The sequence below is a fragment of the Citrobacter sp. RHBSTW-00671 genome, assembly GCF_014103415.1.
Taxonomy (GTDB): Bacteria; Pseudomonadota; Gammaproteobacteria; order Enterobacterales; family Enterobacteriaceae; genus Citrobacter.
Window position 1 is genome coordinate 1693929 of sequence record NZ_JABXPR010000001.1, and the last position, 14583, is coordinate 1708511.

Annotated in this window: 12 protein-coding genes and 1 pseudogene; 6 read left to right on the forward strand and 7 right to left on the reverse strand. The window is 52.2% G+C overall.

Annotated features, from left to right (window positions below):
• Positions 1-16: 16 nt before the first annotated feature.
• From gabD to HV261_RS08150, 4 genes are all read right to left on the reverse strand, one after another.
• Positions 17-1465: an NADP-dependent succinate-semialdehyde dehydrogenase gene (gene gabD, locus HV261_RS08135; RefSeq protein ID WP_202037957.1), complete on the reverse strand. Its 1449-nt coding sequence runs from the start codon at positions 1463-1465 to the stop codon at positions 17-19.
• A gap of 23 nt (positions 1466-1488) precedes the next feature.
• On the reverse strand, positions 1489-2757 hold the full coding sequence (lhgD, locus tag HV261_RS08140; RefSeq protein ID WP_202037958.1) for an L-2-hydroxyglutarate dehydrogenase: 1269 nt from the start codon (positions 2755-2757) through the stop codon (positions 1489-1491).
• A gap of 19 nt (positions 2758-2776) precedes the next feature.
• Positions 2777-3754: a glutarate dioxygenase GlaH gene (glaH, locus tag HV261_RS08145; RefSeq protein WP_202037959.1), complete on the reverse strand. Its 978-nt coding sequence runs from the start codon at positions 3752-3754 to the stop codon at positions 2777-2779.
• 260 nt (positions 3755-4014) lie between these two features.
• The gene (locus tag HV261_RS08150) at positions 4015-4617 is read right to left on the reverse strand and encodes a short chain dehydrogenase (RefSeq protein ID WP_202037960.1); all 603 of its coding nucleotides are present in this window, start codon (positions 4615-4617) and stop codon (positions 4015-4017) included.
• 98 nt (positions 4618-4715) lie between these two features.
• Between HV261_RS08150 and HV261_RS08155 the strand changes: the two genes are divergently transcribed.
• Positions 4716-5612: a LysR substrate-binding domain-containing protein gene (locus HV261_RS08155; RefSeq protein WP_202037961.1), complete on the forward strand. Its 897-nt coding sequence runs from the start codon at positions 4716-4718 to the stop codon at positions 5610-5612.
• Between the two features lie 91 nt (positions 5613-5703).
• Here the strand turns inward: HV261_RS08155 and HV261_RS08160 are convergent, their stop codons facing one another.
• Genes HV261_RS08160 through HV261_RS08170 form a run of 3 tightly spaced genes read right to left on the reverse strand, consistent with a single transcriptional unit; the run spans position 5704 to position 8655 of the window.
• Positions 5704-7218, reverse strand: a complete 1515-nt coding sequence (locus HV261_RS08160; protein ID WP_137383555.1) for a tripartite tricarboxylate transporter permease — start codon at positions 7216-7218, stop codon at positions 5704-5706.
• 10 nt (positions 7219-7228) lie between these two features.
• The gene (locus tag HV261_RS08165; RefSeq protein WP_105242189.1) at positions 7229-7663 is read right to left on the reverse strand and encodes a tripartite tricarboxylate transporter TctB family protein; all 435 of its coding nucleotides are present in this window, start codon (positions 7661-7663) and stop codon (positions 7229-7231) included.
• A gap of 14 nt (positions 7664-7677) precedes the next feature.
• On the reverse strand, positions 7678-8655 hold the full coding sequence (locus HV261_RS08170) for a Bug family tripartite tricarboxylate transporter substrate binding protein (RefSeq protein ID WP_061068421.1): 978 nt from the start codon (positions 8653-8655) through the stop codon (positions 7678-7680).
• A gap of 153 nt (positions 8656-8808) precedes the next feature.
• On the opposite strand from HV261_RS08170, the gene tctD reads away from it, so the two are divergent.
• The 5 genes and pseudogenes from tctD (at position 8809) to HV261_RS08195 (ending at position 14583) form a co-directional block, all read left to right on the forward strand.
• A complete protein-coding gene (gene tctD / locus HV261_RS08175; protein WP_116360823.1) occupies positions 8809-9483 on the forward strand; it encodes a transcriptional regulator TctD in 675 nt (224 codons plus the stop codon).
• On the forward strand, positions 9470-10882 hold the full coding sequence (locus tag HV261_RS08180) for a sensor histidine kinase (RefSeq protein ID WP_202037962.1): 1413 nt from the start codon (positions 9470-9472) through the stop codon (positions 10880-10882). The genes tctD and HV261_RS08180 overlap by 14 nt, the downstream gene beginning before the upstream one ends.
• 451 nt (positions 10883-11333) lie before the next feature.
• Positions 11334-12748 (forward strand): annotated as a pseudogene (locus HV261_RS08185) (undecaprenyl-phosphate glucose phosphotransferase).
• Positions 12738-14024 (forward strand): outer membrane beta-barrel protein, encoded by a 1287-nt coding sequence (locus HV261_RS08190; protein ID WP_202037963.1) that lies wholly within the window; start codon positions 12738-12740, stop codon positions 14022-14024. Before HV261_RS08185 ends, HV261_RS08190 begins: the two are co-directional and overlap by 11 nt.
• Before the next feature lies 1 nt (position 14025).
• Entirely contained in the window at positions 14026-14583 is a 558-nt protein-coding gene (locus tag HV261_RS08195; protein ID WP_202037964.1) for a polysaccharide biosynthesis/export family protein, read from the forward strand.

Below are 14583 nucleotides of genomic sequence, written 5' to 3' on the forward strand. Positions count from 1 at the left end.
TCCAGTATTTATTTTATTAAAGGCCAATGCACATATATTTGATTTCTAAGTAGTCTTCGATACCGTACTTCGAACCTTCGCGGCCAAGACCGGAGGCTTTAATGCCGCCAAACGGGGCAACTTCATTTGATATGATGCCGGTATTAATCCCGACGATGCCGTACTCCAGCGCTTCACCAACGCGGAATACCCGGCTTAAGTCACGGGCGTAGAAGTAGGCCGCCAGCCCAAACTCGGTGTCGTTGGCCTGGGCAATGACGTCAGCTTCATCTTTAAAGCGAAACAGCGGTGCCAGCGGGCCGAAGGTCTCTTCTTTGGCGACCTTCGCGTTATCAGGCACATCTACCAGAATAGTGGGCTGGAAGAAGTTGCCGCCCAGTGCGTGAGCCTTACCCCCCGCCACGATGCGTGCGCCTTTATCCAGCGCGTCAGCGATGTGTTCCTGCACTTTGGCGACGGCTTTTTCATCGATCAGCGGCCCGGTGGTGACGTCAGGTTGCAGACCGTCGCCGAGGTGCAGCTTGCTTACCGCTTGCTGGAGCTTGTCGGCAAACTGCTCATACACGCCGTCCTGAACATACAGACGGTTGGCACAGACGCAGGTCTGCCCGGCATTACGAAACTTCGATGCCAGCGCACCTTCCACGGCTTTATCAAGGTCGGCATCGTCAAAGACGATAAACGGCGCATTGCCGCCCAGTTCGAGTGACACCTTCTTGATATCTTTGGCGCACTGTTGCATTAGCTGGCGTCCAATCTCAGTGGAGCCGGTAAACGACAGCTTGCGTACCAGCGGGTTGCCAGTCAGCTCATTACCAACAGCACTGGCTGAACCGGTCACCACGCTGAAAACACCTGCCGGGACCCCGGCGCGATTGGCCAGTTCAGCCAGCGCCAGCGCGGAGTACGGTGTCTGGCTGGCGGGTTTGAGCACCATCGTGCAGCCTGCCGCCAGCGCCGGACCGGCTTTACGGGTGATCATTGCGGAAGGGAAGTTCCACGGTGTGATAGCGGCGGTAACGCCAATCGGCTGTTTGATGACGATCAGACGCTTATCAGCTTGATGGCCGGGAATGGTGTCGCCGTAAATACGTTTGCCCTCTTCGGCAAACCACTCGATAAATGAGGCAGCATAGGTGATTTCGCCTTTGGCCTCAGCCAGCGGCTTACCCTGTTCCAGCGTCATCAGGCGGGCGAGATCGTCCTGATGCTCAATCATCAGGTTGAACCAGCGACGCAGAATATTGGCACGCTCTTTCGCAGTCAGCGCCCGCCATGCGGGCAGGGCGCGATTCGCGGCCTCAATGGCTTCGCGGGTTTCATCTGCCCCCATTTTCGGTACGCTACCCAGTTGCTGACCATTCGCGGGGTTGGTCACCGCGATGGTCTCGCCGCTGTTGGCGTCACGCCAGTGTCCGTCGATCAGTGCCTGCTGGCGAAACAAGGTGGGATCGTTAAGTTGCATGATTGCTTCCTGTCTTAAAAAGGTTAACGGGTGAACGCGGCGTGTAATGTCTCCACGCTACGTGCCGCACGCAGCGTGCGTCCGGGATTACTCTGGTTCTCCAGAAGGGCGTGAACTTTGCTGACGATATGCGCGCCGATCGGGAGAGCTGACGTTGCCGCGGGAGACGGGGCGTTACAGGTGTGAATCGAACGCGGCGTGGTGACAAACAGGAAATCGTCAATCAGCTTGCCGTCCGGTGACACCGCCTGTGCCCGCACACCTGCAGGCCACGGCTGCAGATCTTTCTGCGTCAGGCTCGGGCAATACTTTTGCACCAGCCGCAAATATCCGCTTTTGCACAGCGAGTTTTTCATTTCGCCAAGCCCGGAACGCAGGTTGTTTTGCAGCACGCGGCGGATGCCGGAAGAGCCGAAGATCTCCAGCGTATCGCTAAGCGAAAAATCACGCTTACGATAGCCTTCACGTTTAAATGCCAACACGGCATTCGGACCTACCGTCACGCTGCCATCTATCATGCGGGTGAGATGCACACCGAGGAATGGCATCGCCGGGTCGGGGATCGGGTAGATCAGATGATTGACTATCTGGTTATGTTCTGACGCCAGGCGGAAGTATTCGCCGCGGAACGGGCAGATGATGAATCCGGGCTCGATGCCAAGCATTTTCACCAGCCGATCGGCCATCAGGCCAGAGCAGGTAATCAGCGTTGCCCCTTCATACTCCTGACCCTGACGGGTCTGCACGATAACGCCGGCGGCGTGTTCCTTTAACGCGCTGACTTCCGCGTTGTAGACGATCTCGCCACCTTTGGCCTGGAAAATCTTCGCCATCGCGGCGGTGACTTCGCGGTAGCTGACTATTCCGCTCGACGGGACAAAAATGCCGCCCAGCCCGGTGATGTTTGGCTCCCGCTCACGCAGTTCTTCGGCGTTTAACCACTCGCGCTCTAAACCGTTAGCGGCAGTGCGATCCCATAACGCACGCATCCGCTCCATTTCCAACGCCGAGGTGGCAACCAGCATTTTTCCGCAAACGTCATAGCGGATGCCGTTTTGGTCGCAAAAGGCTTTGGTGGCGCGATTTCCGGCCAGGCAAAACTGCGCCTTCAGGCTACCGGGAGTGTAATAGACCCCGGCATGAATCACGCCGCTGTTGTGGCCCGTCTGGTGGCAGGCTGGACCGGACTCTTTCTCCAGCAACGCAATTCTGGCATCCGGGTAGACATCGATCAGCTGCATGGCTGTCGACATGCCGATAATGCCGCCGCCAATAATCACAAAATCATACATCCGCTATTTTCCTTCGCGCTTACTGGTGGGTCTGGTAATGGTGGGTGGCATAGGCGAAATAGCCACGCTGACGCATCAGTTCGCGACGCAGGTCAGGATGCGAGGTGAAGCGGTCGCGACCGTGCAGCCAGAACAGGTTGTTGATCAGCAAGAATTTACCGACAGATACCGGAACGGAAAGAATGTTCTTGCTGGTTTCCAGCGCATCAGACAGGTCGCTCAGCCAGACGCCTTCTTCATAATCCTTCGGCTGGACGAACTGGTCGATGTAGCGCATGACCGGACGGCCCTGCTGGTCAACGTCAAACACCGGATGGAATACGTCCTGGCTAACGTTTTTGCTTGGCGGTGCGGCAAAGCGCATGGCACGGCGTGCCAGCGGGTGGGTAAAATACTGATCCAGATGTTCCCAGTCATCGAGATGCAGCAGCAGCGAGTTACCGCCCGTCATGTTCTGCTCGTCTATCTTCATCATCAGTACATAGTCGGTGATTTCTTCGAGGTAGGTACCGTCGTTATGCAGCTCCATGACTCGGTGCGGCTGACGCAGATAGCTATCTGAGTTATCGACGTTTTTCACCACGAAGCGCGCATAGTACTGACCGCTCATCGCATCAAAATTGGAGCGCCCGATAAGATGCGCGACGGCCGTCGCCAGTTTGACCATCTCTTCTGCCTGTGCCACGTCATCAACGCCCACGGCATTGATCAACAGTGCGCCTTCAGCGCGATCCAGCAAGGTTTTTAGTAGCAGAGGCTGCAACTGATTGCCGCACAGGGCGTCGAGGATCTTAGCCACTTTGAAACGCAAGAAAGATTTGTATTCCAGGGCCTGTACCGGCCACTGCGCGACGGCTTGCAGAAATTGCTCCGTAGTCTCAGCGCAGAAAGTCAGCTCCAGTAAGCGTGGAGACTGGGCTGATGGTTTCAGCGTGAAGCCGCTGTAGTGCTGGGCTGGATCTTCAGCGTTCGGTTGTACGGCAGTCAGTGCGTTCATCAGAATCGATCCTCTCAGTAGATTGTCAGGGAGACATGGCGATGCTCGTTTCGTAGCCATAAATTAAAAATATCTACATTTTTGAAAAACGCGCACAGAATGAGCTTGTTTGTTTATTATTTGTGATCAAAAACAACAAATATTTAACATTATAAACGATGAGGTTAAATGCCAGGAGAGGGAGAGAAACAGGAGAATGTTATTTAAAAACAGAGGATTAATAATACTGCCGCTGCTGGGGCACAGCGGCAGTAAAAAGGTTAGTAACCGACTTTATAAATACGTCCGCTTTGAATGCCTTCCACGCTGCGGCGGTAAGCGTTGGCCACGGTTGCCGCAGGCACGCTTTCAAAGCCGGGGAAGAATCCATCGTAGGCTTCAGCAGATTCACTCAGTACGGTCGGGCTAATCAGGTTAATGCGCAAACCGCGTCCTAACTCGCAGGCAGCTGCGCGCACAAATCCTTCCAGCCCGGCATTTATGGTCGCCGCATTTGCCCCCTGGGCAATGGGCTCATGGGCGATAATGCCGCTGATAAGCGTAATGGAACCGCCATCATTCAGGTAATGTTGCCCGGTTAAAGCCAGGCGCACCTGGCCTAACAACTTATCCTGCAGGCCCTGATTAAATTCACTGTCGGTCATCGTCGATAGCGGGCCAAAGAACAGATTGCCGGTGGCGGAAACAATCGCATCCACGCGTCCTGTTTTTTCAAATAGCGCCTGGACGCTCTCTTGTGAGGTGATATCGACCTGGTAATCGCCCTGCGTGCGGCCCACGCGGATCACCTCATGTTTACGGCTCAACGTCTCTGTGACTGCACGACCGACTGTACCGCTGGCACCAATAATGACGATTTTCATAACCACCTCCGCAATAGTGTGAGCCGCTATTCTTTAATGAAAATGAAATCAGATAAACTGGCTAAAAGTTAGATGATTACTAACCAGAGGTTTGCAATATGGATAAGCTGCGCGGCATGGAAACGTTTATCGCGGTGGTGGAAAGTGGAAGCTTTACCGGTGCGGCAACGCGACTGGAGATATCAGCGGTGATGGTGGGGAAATATATCGCCCTGCTGGAAGCGCAGCTCGGCACGCGTCTGCTGGTGCGCAACACCCGTCGTCAGAGTCTGACCGATGCCGGGCGCGTTTACGTTGAAGAAGCCCGGCGGGTGCTGGAACAGGTTTCGATCGCTGAACGTTCGGTCGAGCGGCTCCGGCGGGCTCCGGCGGGTACGCTACGCATCAGCGCGCCAACCTCCTTTGGGGCCTGTGTTATCTCGCCGCTGGCCGCGGATTTTTTGCAAACCTGGCCAGAGGTACGCATTGAGTTAGATCTGACCAACCGAATGGTGGATCTGGTCGATGAAGGGGTCGATCTGGCGATACGTATTGGGGATATTCATCAGACGGATGTCGTGGCGAAATATCTGTGTCCGTACCGTATGGCTATCTGTGCGTCACCGGACTATCTTGCCCGACACGGCACTCCACGAACGCCTGGGGATCTGGTGGATCATCTGTGTTTGTCGCATACCGTGTGGACGGCACGCAATGAATGGAAACTACCGGGTGTGGCGAGTGAGGTCAGGTGGAAACGTGACGCGATTTTACGCTGTAACGATGGCCACGGCCTGCGTATGGCGGCGGTAGCGGGAGCCGGACTGCTGTTACAACCGGAAGTTTTGCTGGCAGAAGAGCTCGCGAATGGTCGGCTGGTCAGGGTGCTGGAGGGGTTTACGCCGCAACCGCGGCCAATTCATTTGTTGTGGCGACAGGATTTGCGCCCACTGCCCAAGCTGACGCAGTTTGTTGAACATGTGCTGGAAGGAACGCAGGGGCTGCGCGGAAAATAAAAATGCCGGATGGCGTTGCGCTTATCCGGCCTACAACCGAGCCAAATTGTAGGCCGGATAGGGCGCAATAGCGCCGCCATCCGGCAATTTGTTAGCCGATATCCACCTGCGGCTTATTGTTGCGTTTGCGGATCAGGCGCAGTACTGGCGGGATAACGATAACCATGACCGCCATCACCAGCAGGACTTTCGCCACGCCGCTGGCCCACAGAATATCCATGCTGCCATTACTGATGGACAGGGCACGACGCAGGTTCTGCTCCAGCATTTCCCCGAGCACAAATCCGAGAATCAACGGAGACATCGGGAAGTGCATTTTACGCAAAATGTATCCCAGTACGCCGAGACCAACCATCAGTACCAGATCGAAGGTCGTGCTGTGGACGGCATACACACCGACCGCCGAAACCGCCGCAATGGCGGGAACCAGGAACCACAGCGGAATGGTCAGCATGCGGGTAAACAGACCGATTAACGGGATGTTCATCACCAGCAGCATCACGTTGGCGATCAGCAGCGCCGCGATCAGCCCCCAGACGATATCCGGTTGTTCGGTGAACATTGCCGGCCCCGGCGTGATGTTGTACAGCGTCAGCGCCCCCATCATGACCGCCGTGGTGCCCGAACCGGGTACGCCGAGCGTCAGCATTGGGATAAACGAGCCACAGGCCGAGGCATTGTTGGCCGCCTCAGGTGCGGCAACACCACGAATGTCCCCCTTCCCAAAGCTGTCGCTGTTACCGCTGAGCTTTTTCTCGGTCATGTAGGTGATAGCACTGGCGATGGTTGCCCCGGCGCCAGGCAGGACGCCGACGAAAAAGCCAATCACCGATGAGCGCAGCGTTGCGCCCACGCACTGCATACCTTCTTTGGCATTGAATAACATGCGGCCCGTTTTACGCACCAGCGTTTGGCCACTGCTGGTATGTTCCAGCATTAATAATATTTCTGAGACAGAGAACAGCCCAATCACTACCACGATAAACTGCACACCGTCGGAGAGATGAACACTGTCAAAGGTGAAGCGATAAACCCCGGTGTTGGCGTCTACGCCGACGGTCGCGAGCCCGAGACCGATAAGCGCTGCCAAAAATGATTTCAGTGGATTCTGCGCCATCATGCTGCCGAGGCAGGCAATGGCGAAGACCATTAAGGCAAAGTATTCTGCAGGACCGAATGACAGCGACCATTGTGCTAACGCCGGGGCAAACAGAATGATGCCGCCGATAGCGATAAGCGAACCGAAGAAAGAACTGACCGCTGAGATAGAAAGCGCCACGCCGCCACGTCCCTGTTGGGCCATTGGATAGCCGTCAAGGGCGGTCATAATGGCTGCCGCATCGCCAGGCACATTGAGCAGGATAGAGGAGATGCGCCCGCCGTATTCGCAGCCGATATAAACAGTCGCCAACAGGATCAGCGCAGACTCCGCTGGCAGATGCAAAGCGAAGGCCAGCGGCAGCAGGATCGCCACGCCGTTGATTGGCCCCAGACCCGGCAGCAACCCAACGATGGTGCCGACAAAGCAGCCGATCAAGGCGATAACCAGGTTTTCCGGCGTCATCGCCACCGCGAAACCCTGAGAAAGATAAATCCAGGTATCCATCGTTTCTCCGTTAACCCAGCCAGGCGCCGAGTGGTAAGGTGACGTCAAGCAGTCGATCGAAGGCATACCACAACAGAATGCCGAGAACCGAACCGGAAATGCCCGCTGCCGGGATGGTTGCGCCGAACAGCATGCCAATCACCACGGTGAGAATGGCAGTGGCAATGGGAAAGCCCAACCATTCAAACCCCCAGGCGTACATCAACAACACAATCACCATCGTGAGCAGCTTTTGCAGCACGTGGCGGCGAGGCCAACTGATGGTGTCCGGGTGGCGCAACAGCAGCGCGACGGCACACAACAGCATCAAGCTGATAATGCCAAGCGGAAAGGGACGTGGCCCGACGGGTTCATAGCTGTATTCGCTGCTGATTTGCCAGGCCACGAACAGCCCGGCTATACAGAGCAACAGCCAGATACCCGCGAAAATACGATCGCTCATCATCTTTGCCCCCGGGTTTATTTCGCAAGGCCGAAGGCTTTTGCCTGCTCACGATAATCGGTGACCTGTTTCTTCACGTAGTCATCGAGTTGCTTACCGCTCATGTTGAACTCGAACAGGCCACGCAAATCACGCTGCTTTTTAAATTCGTCGGTCTGCTGGAGCTTATTAAAGGCATCAACCCACCACTGGTAATCCGCATCGCTCACTTTTGGCCCAACGTAGAAGCCACGAATAATCGGCCAAACAAGGTCATAACCCTGCTCTTTGGCGGTGGGGACATTGGCTAACTGGCCCGGCAGACGTTCATCAGAGAACACCGCGAGTACGCGGATCTTGTCGCCGCTGAGATAGGGCACCATTTCACTGAGATCGCCGGAAACCACCTGCACGTGATTGCCCATCAACGCGGTCACCGGTTCGCCACCTCCTTCAAAGGCGACATAACGCATTTTGTGCGGGTCGACGTTGGCCTTTTGCGCCAGTAGCGCCGACTTCATCCAGTCCTGACTTCCGATAGAGGCGCCCGCGCCAATGACCACGCTGTTAGGGTCTTTCTCCATGGCAGTCAGCAGGTCTTTCAGCGTCTTCCAGGGGGAATCACTACGCACGGCAATCATGCCGTAGTCGGTGCCTACGCTCGCCAGCCAGCGCACGTCATCGACGCCATAGCGGCCGAATTTACCTTGCGACAGGTTTAGCAGGGAGCCGCCGGAGAATGCCACTACGGTTCCGGCTTCGGCAGGACGTTGCGCGACGATAGCGTTATAGGCCACGGCACCCACGCCACCGGGCATATAGGTTACGCGCATCGGTTTTTCGATGGCGCCCGTTTCCATCATGCTCACCTGAATCAGCTTACAGGTGAGGTCGAACCCACCACCGGGTTTCGCTGGAGCAATGCATTCGGTGCGCGATGGCGCTTGTTCAGCTAAAGCAGAGGTACTCATCAATAAAATGCTTGCAGTAAGGGTACGAAGTAATTGTTTTTTCATTGTTTATCCTCACGCCGGAAAACCGGATTTTCGGGTACGGAAGAAGATTTTTGTGATTATGTGAGCCGATGTGTAGCAGTTCGGTTGCGTGATTGTTAAAACATTAACCTTTCAATTCCCTTTCAATGCGGCAGAAACTTTACAGGATGTGATATGCGTCTCTTATTAGCGGAAGATAACCGTGAGTTAGCTCACTGGCTGGAGAAAGCGCTGGTACAAAACGGCTTTGCCGTTGACTGCGTGTTCGACGGCCAGTCGGCCGATCATCTTTTACACAGTGAAACGTACGCGCTGGCGGTACTGGATATCAATATGCCGGGGTTGGATGGTCTGGAAGTCGTCCAGCGCCTACGCAAACGCGGGCAGACGCTGCCGGTTTTGTTGCTGACGGCGCGCAGCGCGGTAGCCGACCGGGTGAAGGGGCTGAATGTAGGGGCTGATGATTATCTGGCTAAGCCGTTTGAACTTGAAGAGCTTGATGCCCGGCTGCGGGCCTTGTTGCGGCGTAGCGCAGGCCAGGTGCAAGGGATACAGCAGCTGGGAGAATTGGCGTTTCACGATGAAGGTTACTTTCTGTTGCAAGGACAACCGCTGGCGCTCACGCCGCGTGAGCAGGCCCTGCTGACAGTCCTGATGTACCGTCGACTGCGTCCGGTTTCACGCCAACAGTTGTTTGAGCAGGTGTTCAGTTTGAGCGATGAGGTCAGCCCCGAGAGTATTGAGCTGTATATCCATCGGTTGCGGAAGAAACTGCAAGGGAGCGACGTGCGTATCGCCACGCTGCGTGGCCTGGGTTATGTGCTGGAGCGCTGTGATGAGGTGGGTTAAGCCCCAGTCGTTGTACCTGCAACTGCTGATGTTTCTGGGGCTACCGCTGCTGTTGCTGTGGGGACTCTCGGCGTTTAACAGCTACGTTAGCGCATTACAGGCCGCGACGCAGGCGTATGACCGGACGCTGCTCTCATCGGCCAGAACGGTTTCTGAGCGGCTGGTGGTGCGCAATAAACACCTGGAAGTCAACGTGCCGTGGGTGGTACTGGACAGCTTTGAACTGAACATGAACGACAGGCTGTATTATAAAGTGGTCGATCCGGCGGGGAAGGTTATCTCGGGGTATGACGATTTACCGGCCATGCCGCCCGCGACCTCGCGTACCCGGCTGTATCCGGCGTTAGCGTGGTTTTATCATACGGAATATCGCGGTGAGGCGATCCGCGTGGCTCGCCTGCTCCAGCCGGTCAATGAGGGCGGGATTGTTGGCATGGCTGAAATTTATGTTGCCGAAACGCTGCAATCACGTCGTTATCTGGCGCGGCAACTGCTGTTTTCCTCATGGGTGTCACAAGGTCTATTAGTTCTCCTGACGCTGGTGCTGGTCGGTTGGCTGCTACGACGGGTATTGCGCCCCATGCGCCAGTTGTCATCGCTAATGGTTCGTCGCGAACCAGGGCTGCTGACACCACTGCCGGAGTTACTGCCGTGGTCGGAAACCCGTCTGCTGATTGTCGCGTTCAACCGCTATATCGACCGACTGCGAGGGCTTATCTCCCGCCAGGAGCGCTTCAGCGCAGATGCTTCCCATCAGCTCAAAACACCACTGGCAGTGCTAAAAACGCAGGCGGCAGTAGCTTTGGCGAGCCCGCAGCCGCAGCAATGGTATGAGAGCTTACAGGCGATGAGTTCAACGCTGGATAACACGATTCAGTTGACGGAAAGGTTATTACAGCTTTCAGCGGTGAAGCGTAAAGAGCAGGGGGAAAGGCACTTTTCGCCCGTTAATCTGTATGACGTGGTGCAAACCAGCTGTTTTACCCGTCTGGCGCAGGCGCGCAGTAAAACCATCGATCTGGGGTATGAGGGGAAGCAGGAGGCGCTGTGGATTGAAGGGGATGAGGTGCTACTCGGTGAACTGTGCGGAAATCTGCTGGATAATGCGCTGAAATATACGCCAGCGCAGGGCGTGGTGACGGCGCGGTTAATGCGCGAGGGGGAAGCCGTGGTGCTGGTGGTTGAAGATAGCGGGCCAGGTATTGATGAGCAACAGGTACATCAGGCGCTACTGCCGTTTCATCGTCTGGATAACGTCGGCAACGTCCCGGGGGCAGGGATAGGCCTGGCTCTGGTCAACGATATTGCGCGTCTACACCGCACACACCCGCAGTTGTCGAGGAGCGATACGTTAGGGGGACTGAGCGTACGGGTACGATTTTTAAGCATCACTATCTGATATCTTTATTTCCCGGGTGCAGATTATTCTTAAGAAAATTCCAAATAAGAAAGCAGAATATTATTAATAATAACGGCATGTGATTTATTGATTTTATTTGTATGGCGTCGCAGTTAAATAATTTTAGCGGCTATTTAGAGGAAAAAGAGAAACGATTTTATGTTATTCATCATACATATAACGGCTTTTCATAGTCTACGAATTGTTATCTGTCAATAACGGTTGTGTTGTAAATTATCATCTTTTTTGGTGGTGACGACAAAATGCTTTCTCACAAATTAATGAATAAAATCATTGTCATATAAGTGACAGGTTGGTGATAGTCACACTAATCAACATTATTTTTTACATTTACTGACAATGTACCATTGCGTTTTTTAGACTTGTGATATAATTAGCAACATGAAAAGAGAAAAAAACAATTAAATATCAATAAATAATGGGCTGAGATATGCTTAAAAATTCGCTAAAGATTAGCAGTCAAGGATATCCAGTCTTTTTGAAACTGGTCGATTTTATTGTAATTAATATTACGTTAATTTTTAGCGCCCATCTGTTAGATATGGTGCCGTTTAAGACCATTGTCATTCTGAGCATCCTCTTCTCAGTGTTTTTCCTGCTGCTTGCTGAATACACAAAAATGTATCAGCAGAAGATAAAAACCATCGGCATACGCAACCAAAAACGGCTGCTTTTTTGTACACTGTTGGCAATCTCGTTCAACGAAGTGATCAGCATGACGGTGGCCGAACCGGAGTCACTTGGATACCTGACAAGCCTGACACCGTCTTTTTTATCCCCTATTGTTTACTGGTATTTCATTCCTTTACCTTTTCTTTATTTTATTCGTTTTTTTATTTTTAAATATTCAACGAAAAAAACATTCGTGTGGCGATTATTGGTCTGACCGACAACGGTGTGGCAGCAGAAAATGCGTTGATAGCTGAATACTCCAATATCAAATTAGATTTGGCTTTTTATGACGAACGCGCGTTGTCCCGCTGTGGTGATATCGTGGATAAGATAAAAAGTCCCTTTCGCGGCCCGGTCATTAATCTGGTTGAAGAGGCTAAGCAAGGGAATATCGACGAGATCTATATCGCATTGCCGATGGTGGCATTACATCGTATTCGTCACTTTTTGGCCATGATGTCAGATACCACGGTAGATACCTATATTGTTCCTGATTTTTATACCTACAGTAACAATATGTCCAAGCTGCGTTCGATCCACAACCTGCAAACCATTGGCATCTTTAGCTCACCGTTTGAAGGAGCCGGTTCATTTATTAAACGTGCGGAAGACCTGATTCTCGGTAGCATCATTATGGTGATGATCTCCTCACTGATGTTAGCGATTGCTATTGGTATTAAACTTACCTCTCGTGGCCCGGTGTTTTTCAAACAAGATCGATACGGCCTGAGTGGACAAAAAATTAAGGTATGGAAGTTTCGCTCGATGCGAGTTATGGAGAATTCCGATACGGTTATCCAGGCCACCAAGAATGATCCGCGTGTGACAAAATTTGGTAGTTTCTTGCGACGCACCTCTCTGGATGAACTCCCGCAATTCATTAATGTGTTGCAGGGAAGTATGTCTATTGTCGGTCCCAGACCTCATGCGGTTACGCATAATGAACAGTACCGCAAACAGGTCGAAAACTACATGATCCGCCATAAAGTTAAGCCGGGGATCACCGGGCTTGCGCAGATTAACGGTTTCCGTGGGGAAATCGATGCACTTTATAAGATGGAAAAGCGCGTTCAGTATGATATTGAATATATTCAAAACTGGTCGTTATGGCTGGATATAAAAATTATTATTAAAACTATTTTCAAAGGATTTGTCGGTAAGAATGCATACTAAATTAATAGTTATTACCGGAATCGTGATATCGCAGTCCGCATGGGCTGATTTAACGCCGAAATCACACATTGGCTTTGCGGGGATCGACTTCCAGGGCAAAGTTGCTGTGGATTACGGTTATGATGATAACGTGACTTATCAGCCCCATAACCGCGATGCGATAGGGTCGGCTTTCCAGAGCGCGGCGCCTGTGTTTAGTATGATCGGTGAGCGCGGCCAGGATAAGTATTTGCTAATGTATTCAGGCGATTATCGTAACTACTCAAGCGATTCTGCCGATAACTATAACGACCATTTTTTCCGTTTTAACGGCGCCTGGCGTTATGGGCAAATGCACGGCTTAACCCTGAATCTGGAAGATTCTATCGGGCATGAATCCCGCGGCCGCGATATCACAGAGGGCTTTTTGCCGAGCCAGTTCCGTCAGTATGGAATTAACTCTCCGCTGACGAATAATTTTATCAACAGTGAGTTGCGCTATAGCTATGGCGCACCAGATGGACGCGGTAAAGCGGAACTGGCGCTGTTATATAAAAAACTGACGTTCGGGAATACCTCGGATGTGCAGGATACCAGTCCGGATTTTTACAATTATATTCAGCAGCAGGAATGGCATGAAAATAGTCTGGTGGCTGAAGTTTTTGACCAATACACATCCAGAACGCGCTTTCGCTATAGCTTTATTACTAACCAGCGTCACTATGATAACAACTCAGAAAAAGACAGTAATGAATACTATTTGCTTTACGGTCTGAAATCGCAGTTGACGGGGAAAACCAACGTCGACATGAATATTTCATGGCTGTACAAAACATTTGAAAATGCCGCAAACTCGAGTGATTTTAATGGTCTAAACTGGGATATAAAGGGGGAGTGGAAGCCGTTAAATCAGTCAGTCTTCACCGCCCATTCTGCTCAAAGTATTAAAGACCCCTCGGAAGTTGGGGGGTATATCTTAGTGACTGAGTATGGGATTTCTTACCAGCATTTCTGGCTGGGTAATCGTTTTTCTACTTTGCTGGACTACTCATACACCACGGAAGACTATAAAAAACAGAACAAGGATCGACATGATAAAAATGGTGTATTTAGCGTAACCATGAGCTATGACTACACGCCGTCTGTCAACTTTGAGATTAAATATCAATTAGATACCTTGAACTCGAATAAGGATACTGATTCGTTTTATATCGGTCCCAATGACAGTAAGGAAGTCATTAGAACGTTGGGTTATGATAATTCTATGATTATGCTTAAAGCTAAGGTTCAGATCTAAAATGAAAATAATAGAACTGTGCGCGTTTTTCCTATTCAGTATCCTGTTGGTCGGATGCACAACGTCCAGGCCACCATTAATGGACGATCCTGCTGCGGTGGCAGAGGATTACCGAATTGGGGCGGGGGATACTGTCAATATCGTTGTTTACGGGGAACCCGAAATGACGATGAAATTTATCGTGGATAAGAGTGGAACAATAAACTTCCCTTATATCGGGGTGCTGGGTTTAAAAGATAAAACACCAGAGCAGGTGAATAGTGAATTAACTCAACGCTTGCGCAATGGGTATATGGTTAATCCCATGGTGACCGTGAGTCTTGCCGAGTTCCGCAAGTTCTACGTGTCAGGGGAAGTGAAAAGCCCGAATGGATTCGCCTGGGAGCCGGGACTTACCGTAGAGAAAGCGATTGCTCAGGCGGGGGGATTTACTGACCGTGCAGATCGCAAAGATATCAACCTTCGCCTCTCCGGTAGCAATCAGCTACTTGAGAATGTTGATTTAACGCACTCTGTTCGTCCTGGGGATGTCGTGATTATTGGCATGGGGTTCTTCTAA

Bases quoted from the DNA above. Each gene is read 5' to 3' on its own strand.
- HV261_RS08150 (WP_202037960.1), bottom strand. From the start codon at position 4,617: ATGAAAATCGTCATTATTGGTGCCAGCGGTACAGTCGGTCGTGCAGTC.
- tctD (WP_116360823.1), top strand. From the start codon at position 8,809: ATGCGTCTCTTATTAGCGGAAGATAACCGTGAGTTAGCTCACTGGCTG.
- HV261_RS08190 (WP_202037963.1), top strand. From the start codon at position 12,738: ATGCATACTAAATTAATAGTTATTACCGGAATCGTGATATCGCAGTCC.
- HV261_RS08195 (WP_202037964.1), top strand. From the start codon at position 14,026: ATGAAAATAATAGAACTGTGCGCGTTTTTCCTATTCAGTATCCTGTTG.
- HV261_RS08165 (WP_105242189.1), bottom strand. From the start codon at position 7,663: ATGATGAGCGATCGTATTTTCGCGGGTATCTGGCTGTTGCTCTGTATA.
- HV261_RS08170 (WP_061068421.1), bottom strand. From the start codon at position 8,655: ATGAAAAAACAATTACTTCGTACCCTTACTGCAAGCATTTTATTGATG.
- gabD (WP_202037957.1), bottom strand. From the start codon at position 1,465: ATGCAACTTAACGATCCCACCTTGTTTCGCCAGCAGGCACTGATCGAC.
- glaH (WP_202037959.1), bottom strand. From the start codon at position 3,754: ATGAACGCACTGACTGCCGTACAACCGAACGCTGAAGATCCAGCCCAG.
- HV261_RS08160 (WP_137383555.1), bottom strand. From the start codon at position 7,218: ATGGATACCTGGATTTATCTTTCTCAGGGTTTCGCGGTGGCGATGACG.
- HV261_RS08155 (WP_202037961.1), top strand. From the start codon at position 4,716: ATGGATAAGCTGCGCGGCATGGAAACGTTTATCGCGGTGGTGGAAAGT.
- HV261_RS08180 (WP_202037962.1), top strand. From the start codon at position 9,470: ATGAGGTGGGTTAAGCCCCAGTCGTTGTACCTGCAACTGCTGATGTTT.
- lhgD (WP_202037958.1), bottom strand. From the start codon at position 2,757: ATGTATGATTTTGTGATTATTGGCGGCGGCATTATCGGCATGTCGACA.